Here is a 9,595-nt window from a genome sequence, read left to right on the forward strand (position 1 = left end):
GCCGGGACAGGGCCCCCGGATGCCCGGAAATCCGGGCTCCGAGCCGTCCGCGCCGGCTCCCGGCGCCACCGCCGTGCCGGGGCAGGTGCCCCGGACGCCCGAGGGCATGGACCCGGAGTCGCCCGTGTCGGAGCCCGGCGCCGCCGCAGGCGTCAACGTGCCCGCCCCCCTGCGCCCCAGCGCCCCCGCGCCGGGCGTGCCGGACCGGCGGGTGCAGACCGAGGCGGCCGACGCCTCGCCGTACGCGCACCGGTTCCTCACCGCCGTCGCCGCGCTGCTCGGGGAGGACCCGTACGGCGCGCAGCCCGTCATCTGCCGCTGGTTCGACGACGACCGACCGTTGCAGACGGCGCCCGGCGCGGGATACGTCCTGACCGTCGCCACCGTCGCGCAGGTGCTGCTGCACACCCACCGCAGGCGGGCCATCGACGACCTCGCCGAGGCGCTCGTCGACGCCGCCCATCCGCGCGCCGACGAGCTGCTGGCCGCGCTCGCCGAGGACGAGCCGTCCGCGTTGTGCCGGGCCGTCGACCGCTGGGCGCACGACGAGCGTGTCGAACGGCATGTCGCGGCGGCCGCGTACGCGCTGAAGACCGCGCGGCACGTCACCACCGACGCCGACCGCGAGCTGCTGCGCTACTCCGCGCTCGCCCTGCTCGCCCGCCCCGCGGAGACCTCGCTGCACGGCACGGCGCTGGCCCTGCTGGTCCGCGACCCGGTCACGCGGGCCAAGCACCTGCCGCAGGCGCTCGACCGTTTCGCCGAGGACGACCCGCAGCTGCCGCCCGCCGTCCTGCTGCCCGCCCTGACCACGCACCCGGGGCTGGTGCTCGACGCCTTCCGCGCCCGGCTGTACGAGCCGGGGGAGCGGCCCGGCGCGGTGCTGCGGGCGCTCGCGGAGGTCAGTTCGCCCGAGCTCGCCCGGCGGGTCGCCACGCTCGTGCGCGAGCACGTCCGGCACCGCCCCGAGGGCGCGCAGAACGCCGCCGAGTTCGTCGAGCGGCGCCTGGAGGAGGGGCCCGCCGCCCGCGCCGTCCTCCACCCGCTCGTCGCCGACCTGCTGCGCACCTTCCCCGCGCACGTCCGCCGGGCCCTCGCCCCCGTGCTCGCCGCGCCCGGCACCCCCGTCTCGCGGCCGCTGCGGCAGGAGCTGCTGGAGGTGCTGCTGGAGCAGGAGGAGTACGGGCCGTACGAGCGGGACCTCACGGTCCTGGAGGCGCTGCTCAGGGCGGCGGCCGAGGGCGCGGCGGAGCGCATGGAGGCGCGGACGCGCGATCTCGTGCACCGGACCGGTCTGCTGATGTCCCGCACACCGGAGGGGGCAGCCTGTTTCGACCGGCGGCTGACGGCGCTCGCCCGTGACTTCCCCGTCTTCGGCGCCCAGGTGCGCGGATGGCTCCTCTCCGCGCCGTCGCTGTGGGCGGTGGTCGTCGGCCCGAGCGCCCGGATCCGTCTGACGGCGGGCATGCCGTCGTCGGATGCGTCCACGCCGGCTACCTCATCCGCGGGACCGGAACCGGGCTCCGGGGCCGCCTCCGGCGCTGACCTGACAGTGAGAGGACCGGCCGATGCCGGGCGCCGAGAACCGGCATGGCACTCTTAGACCTGCGTCATCCACAGACAAAGGTTCGGGTACGGGCGAGGAGCGGGCACAGTGCAGCGCTGGCGTGGCTTGGAGGACATCCCCCAGGACTGGGGGCGCAGCGTCGTCACCATCGGCTCGTACGACGGCGTGCACCGCGGGCACCAGTTGATCATCGGGCGGGCCGTGGAACGGGCACGCGAGCTCGGCGTGCCGTCGGTGGTGGTGACCTTCGACCCGCACCCGAGCGAGGTCGTGCGGCCAGGCAGCCATCCGCCGCTGCTCGCGCCGCACCACCGGCGTGCGGAGCTGATGGCCGAGCTGGGCGTGGACGCGGTGCTGATCCTGCCGTTCACGGCGGAGTTCTCGAAGCTGCCGCCCGCCGAATTCGTGGTCAAGGTCCTGGTCGACAAGCTGCACGCGAAGCTGGTCGTCGAGGGCCCCAACTTCCGCTTCGGCCACCGCGCCGCGGGCGACGTCGCGTTCCTGGAGGAGCTCGGCGGCACGTACGACTACGGCGTGGAGGTCGTCGACCTGTATGTCACCGGCGAGGCGGGCGGCGGGAAGCCGTTCTCCTCGACCCTGACCCGGCGCCTGGTCGCCGAGGGCGACGTCGCGGGCGCCATGGAGATCCTCGGCCGCCCGCACCGCGTCGAGGGCGTCGTCGTCCAGGGCGCGCAGCGCGGCCGTGAGCTCGGCTATCCGACCGCCAACGTCGAGACCCTGCCGCACACCGCCATCCCGGCGGACGGCGTCTACGCCGGCTGGCTCGTCGTCGGCGGCGAGTCCATGCCCGCCGCGATTTCCGTCGGCACCAACGTGCAGTTCGACGCCACCGAGCGGACCGTCGAGGCGTACGCCATCGACCGCGTCGACCTGGACCTCTACGGGCTGCACGCGGCCGTCGACTTCCTCGCCTACCTGCGCGGCATGGAGAAGTTCGAGTCCATCGAGGCGCTGCTGAAGTGCATGGCGGGCGACGTCCACCAGGCCCGCGAGCTGGTCGCGGCGCACGAGGCGGCCGTCATCGCCGGCTGACCCCGCCGATACGTGAGGAGGGCCCCGGGCGACTGCCGCCCGGGGCCCTCCTCATGTGCTCACTGCTGCTGGGGCGGGTATCCGTATCCGCCGCCCGCCCCGCCGCCGTAGGGGTTGTACGGGTTGTACGGCCCCGGCGCACCGGGCGCCCCGGGCGCCCCCGGCTGTACCCCGGGCTGCGCGCCCGGCTGCTCGGCCGCCTGCGCTCCCGGGTACGCGCCCGGCACCGGCGGCGGCTGGTGGCCCGTCGGCTGGACGGCCTGCCCCGCCCACAGTCCCTGCTGCTGCTGGGCCCGCACGAAGTCCTCGGCGACCAGGGCCGACAGCTCGAAATAGGCCTCGCGCGTCCGGGGCCGCATCATGTCCAGATCGACCTCGGCGCCCGTCGCCAGGTGCTCGTCGAACGGCACCACGACCACACCGCGGCAGCGCGTCTCGAAGTGCGACACGATGTCCTCGACCTTGATCATCTTGCCGGTCTCGCGCACCCCCGAGATGACGGTGACGCTGCGCGAGACGAGCTCGCCGTACCCGTGCGCGGCCAGCCAGTCCAGCGTGGTGCTCGCGCTGCTGGCGCCGTCGACGGACGGCGTCGACACGATGATCAGCTGGTCGGCGAGGTCCAGGACGCCGCGCATGGCGCTGTAGAGCAGTCCGGTGCCCGAGTCGGTGAGGATGACCGGGTACTGCCTGCCCAGCACGTCTATCACGCGCCGATAGTCCTCGTCGTTGAAGGTCGTCGAGACCGCCGGGTCCACGTCGTTGGCGATGATCTCCAGCCCGGAGGGCGCCTGCGACGTGTAGCGGCGGATGTCCATGTAGCTGTGCAGGTGCGGGATCGCCTGGACGAGGTCGCGGATGGTCGCGCCCGTCTCCCGGCGCACGCGCCGGCCGAGCGTGCCGGCGTCCGGGTTGGCGTCGATCGCGAGGATCTTGTCCTGCCGCTCCGTGGCGAGCGTCGAACCGAGCGCGGTCGTCGTGGTCGTCTTGCCGACGCCGCCCTTGAGGCTGATGACGGCGATCCGGTAGCACGACAGGACCGGCGTGCGGATCAGCTCCAGCTTCCGCTGCCGCTCCGCCTCCTCCTTCTTGCCGCCGAACCGGAACAGCCCGCCGTGCGAGCTCTGCTTCTGCTTCTTCGGCTTGCCCTTCAGCAGCCGCTCCGACGACAGCTCGACCGCGGCCGTGAAGCCCAGCGGCGCGCCGTGCACGGCACGCTGCCGTTGCTCGGGCGTCACCGACGGCCAGCCGCCCGCGCGCGGATCGGTGGTGCCGTCGGGCGCGTACGGCTCGGGCTGCGGCGCGTAGGGAGCGGCCTCGGCGCCGGGCACCACGGCGGGCGGCAGCGGCGCACCCGCCTCGCCGCCCGGGTGGCCGTACGGGTGCGCGCCGGGCATGCCGGGCGTGTGGGCCGCGTAGGGGTGGGCGCCAGGGACGCCGGGAACGCCGGGAGCGGCGTACGGGGTCGCGGGGTTCGCCGCCGGCACGCCCGGCTGGGCCGCCTCGGCGGGACCCGGCGGCGGGGCGGCGGGGGAGACGGCGGGGGTGCTGGGGGCGGGCAGCCACGGGGTGGCGGCGGCGCCGCGCGGGTCCGCGCCGGGCGCGCCGGGGAGGACGGGCGGAACGGGGGCGCTCGGCGCGGGCTGTGCGCCCTCCGCCTCGGCGGCGGGGTGCACGGGCGGGGCGGGCGGCGCCACGTCGGCGTCCGCCCCCGCCTCGCCGCCGTCGGCGTGCGGCGTCTTCGCCGGTCCGGCCGGGCCGGCCGGGGCGTCGGCGACCTGCGCCGGTTCGCCGTCCTCCGGCTCGGTTTCGTGCTGCTCGGCGCCCTGCTCGGCATCCTGCCGCGGGGCAGGGCTCGCCAGGGGCCAGTCGTCGGGCTCCTCGGGCGACGTCTCGTCGGACCGCGTGTCCATCTGGCCGGCCACGTCGTGGGCTTCACCCGATGCGGTGATTTCCGCCGCGTCGTCGTGAGGCTCCGCGGCGTCCGCGGGTGCGACCGTGCCCAGGGCGTCGTCCGGCCCGGCGTGCGGAGCCGTGCTCGGCTGCGGGTAGCCGTAACCGCTCTGCGGGTCGGGGTGCGGCAGCCCCTGCCGGCCCGGGGCGCCGACGAGGTCGGGGCCCTGCGGGGCCGGCGTCGGCCACGCCGGGGGGAAGTTCGGCGGGAGCGGCGGAAGAGCCTCCTGAGCTGCCTGCAGTGCCTGCTGCGGATTCGGCGCATGCGGCATGTCCGGCGTGTGCGGCGGCTGGGACAGCTGCGGGCCCTGCCGGGCCGGCGAGACCTGAGGAGCCGCCGGGGGCTCCCAGGACTCCGCGGCCGCCGGCGCCGGAGCGGGCGCCGCCGGCGTGGGCGCGGGAGCCACCGGCGCGGGAGCCGGCGCGACCGGCGCCGAGGGCGCCGTCTGCGTGTACCAGGCAGGCGGCGTGTAGTCGATCGTGAACTCGCCCGAGTGCTCGGGCTCGTGCTCGTGCTCCGCGTCGGACCGGTCCTCGCCGGCTGCGGTCCCGGCGGCGCGGATCTCGTCCCGATCGCTGCTCACAATGCCTCCTGCTGATGTGGTCCGGCGCCCGGTGGATCGACTGGCGGGCCGACCGTTCCCGTCACCCGGTCCATGGCCGCTCCCCGTCCGTCTCTCGCGCGCGACGGGCTCGGCGCCGGGTGCTTCAGTGCGTGCGTACGTTCACCAAGACTAATCGTCATTCGTATGGCCGCGGCAGGGCCGTCCCCGCCGCACCGGCCGCCCCCCGATCCCCTTGCGCGCGGCGTACGTCACGACACTTCCCCGCCGAACGGGGTCAACACCCCTCGCAACACCCCGATTCTCGCGCCCGATTCACCCCGCTTCATCGGAAATGGCGGGTGGCGCGCGTCACTCCATGCGGCGTGCCGCGCCCAGCAGCCCCACCTCGTGCTCGGTCGGCCCGAGGGTGACGTACCGGCGTGCCGTGCGGGTGCACCAGAGGGTGACGCCGTCAGGGAGAGTGGACAGCGTCTCGACGTCGGCGGCCGGCAGGTTCATGGTCCGGCCGATCTCGCGGGCCTCGTCCGGGGCGACGCGCTGCACACCCACGAGGGAGGCGTCGGCCATCAACCGGGGCGTGGTGGGGCCGGGGTAGGGCAGCAGGGTCAGAACGGACTGCCAGGGCGCGGCGCCCGCGCGCCCGCGCGGCGGGCGGACGCCGCAGTCGCGGACGACGAGCACCGGGCTGTGCACCGACGGCCCCTGCGGGGGCACGCGCCCGGCGTCGTGCAGGGTGACGGACTGCCGGCCGCCGGAGGCCGCCTGCGCGAAGGCCTCCCACAGCTGCGGCCGCCCGGTCTCCACCGCGACCCGCGCGCCCGTGGCGACCGCGCGCAACGCGATGACCTGTGCCGTCCACACGCCGCCGACGAGGACGACGTCGAACGGCACGGGCCGGGCCAGGCCCAGCACGGCGGGCACGCCCTGCGCGTCCGCGCCGACGACCACCCCGTCGTCACCGACCGGCAGCTCCAGCGCCCCGAACTGCTCGGGCGGCAGCTCGTGCCGCCCCCGGCGGGGGCCGAGCAGACCGAACCCGGGCCGCGGCCGGCGCGCCGGGGCGCCCGCCGTGCCCGCGGCGCTCGTGGGGGAGTGGGCCGCCATCAGCGCGTACCTCCCAGCGGCAGGGTCGCCAGCACGCCCGGCACCTGCTCGTGGTCCAGCCGGACCAGACCCACGCGCACCGCCCGCGCGGCACGCTCCACCTCACGGCGTATCGCCGTCAGTTCGTCGGCGCTGCGGCCGCAGACCCGGACGTGCCCCGACAGCACCGGCGCGGGCCGCCCGCCCTGTGCCCGACCCCGCGCGAGCGTCAGGCTCAGCGTCGTCGACAGCGCGGGCAGGGAGGTGAGCAGCGCGGCCAGCTGGGGCAGCGAGGCCGCCCCCCGGCCCAACTGCGGCCAGCGGCCGATCCAGTACGTCGTGTGCCACCGGTCGTCGCAGCGCCAGGCCCGGGGCGTCTCCAGCGTCCGCCGCGCGGGCGTGTCCGAACGGCCCGCCCGGGCTGTCGCGGCGGGGTTGACGTTCGCGGCGGTCGCCAGGGCTGCCGCCAGTTCGTCCTCCGACAGGAGCGCCGCGGCGAAGCCCGCCCCGCGCAGCCGGCTCGCCAACTGGTCGGCCGCGCGCAGCAGGCAGCGCCGCACCCCCTCCACACCGCCGCCCCGCGCCTGGACGGCCTCCGGGCACAGCTGTGGATCCAGCTTCAGCGCCACCCACGTCAGCCGCACGGCCGGGGCGCCCGTCAGCTCCTGCAGCGGCGCGTAGTTGCGGGCGGGCAGCGACTGCGCGGGCAGATGGGGCGCGGGCGCGGGCAGGGCGCTCTGCACCACCTGCACCGACTCCAGCCGGATGCCGTCCACGTCCATGGCGTCCCGCAGCAGGGCCAGCGGCAGCGCCTTCTCGACGCGCAGCGGCCGCAGCGGCGCGTCCACGCCCTCCACGCCCAGCACCACCGACTGGAACGTGCCGTCCCCCACGACACCCACCGGGCGCTGCGCGCGGTCGGTGAAGGAGTCCAGCCGCAGGCCCGGTTCGCACTCGACGACCGGCGCCACGCGCGGATCGGTGTCCGCGGGCACGGTCTCCGCCGCCGCCCGCCGGACACGCCGCCGTGCCGCCGCGGCCGTCAGCGCCCACTCCACCAGGGGCCGGCGGCCCGGGCGCACGAGCGCGCACAGCACCAGCAGCGCGGCCACCACTACCGCGGGCACCAGCAGCAGCGGGCCGGCGGCCCAGGCGCACAGCGGCACCGCCGTCGCCAGCTCCAGCAGCACGAGTTGTTGCAATCGCACAGGGCCGACCGAGCCCGGCCGGGTGACGGCCCGGAGCGTCACCGGGCCCCGACCGGCCGCCGAAGCCGCCGGACCGGCGCCCCGGGCGGCCGCCGCACGCGAGCCGTCCCGCCCGGCCGGCTCCCCGTCGGCGGCGCTTTCCGCCCGTACCCGCGCAGCGACTGCCATCCCCCTCGAAGCCCCCTCAAAGCCCTTGCCGGCAAGGCCCGCACCGCCCGGCGCCCGCCGGGAACCGTCCCCCCGGCCCCCGGGTGCCGATCTCCTACGGGCATAGTAGAGGGTCCCTACGACAGCGGGACCGGACGCCGGACCGAGGGTGGACCGAGGGTGGACCGAGGGCGGCCCCGCGCTGACGAAAGCCGGAAAACGGGGAGAAACGGCGACACATGGCATCACGGCGGGACGAGCTCAACGCCTACACGTTTGCGAAGAAACGGACGGTTGCCGCGTTCCTGCAGCCCTCGCCCAGCGGCACGGAGGAGGGCGCGCCCCGGCCGCTGCGCAGCGTCCTGCCCGGCATCGTCGCGGGTGCGCTGCTCGTCGCGGCGTTCGGCGCCTGGGGCATGTTCCGCCCGACCGCCCCCAAGGGCTGGGACGACCCCGCGTCCCACGTCATCGTCGGCAGCGACTCCACCACCCGCTATGTCGTGCTGATCACGGACGGCAGGAAGCAACTGCACCCCGTCCTCAACCTGGCCTCCGCCAAACTCCTCCTCACCCCGGACAAGTCCGGCATCATCAAGGTGAAGGAGGCCGAGCTCGACAACGGCCACATCCCGCGCGGCCCGACCATCGGCATCCCCTTCGCCCCCGACCGGATGCCCGCCGCCGCCGAGGCCGGGAAGAAGAAGCAGTGGGCCGTGTGCGAACAGCCCGGCGGCAACGGCAGGACCACACAGAAGGCCGTCTTCCTCTTCGCCGAACGCGACCCGAAGCTCAAGAAGCTGACCGGCCCGCAGCGGCTGCGCGACGACCAGGCACTGTACGTGCAGGGCCCCGACGACACCCGCTACCTCGTCGACCCCCACGGCACCAAGTACCCGCTCGGCGGCGCCGACTGGGCATCCTCGCGGCCCTCCGCCTACAACCTCCTGCTGCGCTCCCTCTTCCAGGACGGCGCCCGGCCGCAGCGCGTCACCCGGGACTGGCTGGACACCCTCGGCGACGGCGCGCCCATCGTCTTCCCCGAACTCGGCGAAGCGGCCGGCGAGGACGCCGGAGTGGGCACCCTGCCGCGCCCGCTCGACCGCGTCGGCACGGTCCTGGAGGCCCCGACGGGCAACGGCACGCAGGACTACGTCGTCCTGCGCGGCAAGGTCCAGCGCGTCTCCGACTTCACCGCGAAGCTGCTGCTCAACAGCAAACAGCTGGAATCCCTCGGCCAGGCCGGCCGGCCCGCCCGGGTGAGCGCGTCCGCCTTCACCCCGGACGGCGACGAGTTCTACGGGCAGAAGCACTGGCCCTCCGGCGTGCCGCGACAGGCGAACTCCGGCGCGTCCGCCGGCACCGTCTGCAGCATCCTCACCGGACTCACCCGCGGCGGCACCCCCGAGCTCGCCACCTGGGCCGGCCCCGACTTCCCCGCCACCACCCCCGACGGCGCCACGACCGCCTACGTCACCCCCGGCTCGGGCCTGCTCTACCGCCAGGTGACGGGACGCCAGACGAGCAGCGGGTCCCTCTTCCTCGTCACGGACACCGGCCTGCGCTACGCCGTGCAGTCCAACAACGACAGCAGCACGGACACCGCGAGGATCGGCAACGACAAGGACGGGAAGCCGGCGGCGGACCCTGCCCGGCAGCAGGAGGCCGACCAGGCACAGGTCCGGCTCGGCTACAAGAGCGTGGACCCCGTGCCCGTACCCGCCAACTGGTCGGGGTTCCTGCCGACCGGGCCGCGCCTGGACACCAACAGCGCCAGACAGCCGCAGGGCTCCTAGGCGGTACGGCATGCGCACCCACCCCACTCCTCGCACCACGCGTCGCGCGGCGACCGCCCGGCGGAACACCGCGCTGCGGCTCGCCCTCGCGCTCGCCGCGGCCGCCGCCCTCGGCACGGCCGCCGCTCCACCGCACGTGCCGGACCGGCTCTCCCTGGCCGGCAGCGGCCAGTGCACCTACCCGGCCAGGCCCATCAAGGGCACGCCCTGGGCCCTCCAGCGCGT

Annotated in this window: 5 protein-coding genes and 2 pseudogenes; 4 read left to right on the plus strand and 3 right to left on the minus strand. The window is 75.8% G+C overall.

Annotated elements, in window-relative coordinates:
- Both AB0K09_RS23605 and AB0K09_RS23610 read left to right on the plus strand, forming a co-directional pair.
- Positions 1 to 1,603, plus strand: a pseudogene (locus AB0K09_RS23605) (hypothetical protein); the annotation flags it as partial.
- Between the two features lie 51 nt (positions 1,604 to 1,654).
- Positions 1,655 to 2,620, plus strand: coding sequence for a bifunctional riboflavin kinase/FAD synthetase (locus tag AB0K09_RS23610; protein WP_366067367.1), 966 nt, complete (start codon positions 1,655 to 1,657; stop codon positions 2,618 to 2,620).
- Positions 2,621 to 2,679: 59 nt separating this feature from the next.
- Here the strand turns inward: AB0K09_RS23610 and AB0K09_RS23615 are convergent, their stop codons facing one another.
- The 3 genes from AB0K09_RS23615 to eccE form a co-directional block, all read right to left on the minus strand.
- Positions 2,680 to 5,157, minus strand: a complete 2,478-nt coding sequence (locus AB0K09_RS23615) for an SCO5717 family growth-regulating ATPase (protein WP_366067368.1) — start codon at positions 5,155 to 5,157, stop codon at positions 2,680 to 2,682.
- Between the two features lie 330 nt (positions 5,158 to 5,487).
- A complete protein-coding gene (locus tag AB0K09_RS23620) occupies positions 5,488 to 6,243 on the minus strand; it encodes a hypothetical protein (protein ID WP_366067369.1) in 756 nt (251 codons plus the stop codon).
- Positions 6,243 to 7,430, minus strand: coding sequence for a type VII secretion protein EccE (eccE, locus tag AB0K09_RS23625; protein ID WP_366067370.1), 1,188 nt, complete (start codon positions 7,428 to 7,430; stop codon positions 6,243 to 6,245). The genes AB0K09_RS23620 and eccE overlap by 1 nt, the downstream gene beginning before the upstream one ends.
- A 386-nt stretch (positions 7,431 to 7,816) precedes the next feature.
- Here eccE and eccB point away from each other — a divergent pair, with 386 nt between their 5' ends.
- Both eccB and AB0K09_RS23635 read left to right on the plus strand, forming a co-directional pair.
- Positions 7,817 to 9,370, plus strand: a complete 1,554-nt coding sequence (gene eccB, locus AB0K09_RS23630; RefSeq protein ID WP_366067371.1) for a type VII secretion protein EccB — start codon at positions 7,817 to 7,819, stop codon at positions 9,368 to 9,370.
- A 10-nt stretch (positions 9,371 to 9,380) separates the two neighbouring features.
- Positions 9,381 to 9,595, plus strand: a pseudogene (locus AB0K09_RS23635) (type VII secretion-associated serine protease mycosin); the annotation flags it as partial.

Source organism: Streptomyces sp. NPDC049577 (assembly GCF_040675635.1).
Classification (GTDB): Bacteria; Actinomycetota; Actinomycetes; order Streptomycetales; family Streptomycetaceae; genus Streptomyces.

Excerpts from the sequence above, each read along its gene's own strand:
- AB0K09_RS23620 (WP_366067369.1), bottom strand. The coding sequence starts at position 6,243 with ATGGCGGCCCACTCCCCCACGAGCGCCGCGGGCACGGCGGGCGCCCCG.
- eccB (WP_366067371.1), top strand. The coding sequence starts at position 7,817 with ATGGCATCACGGCGGGACGAGCTCAACGCCTACACGTTTGCGAAGAAA.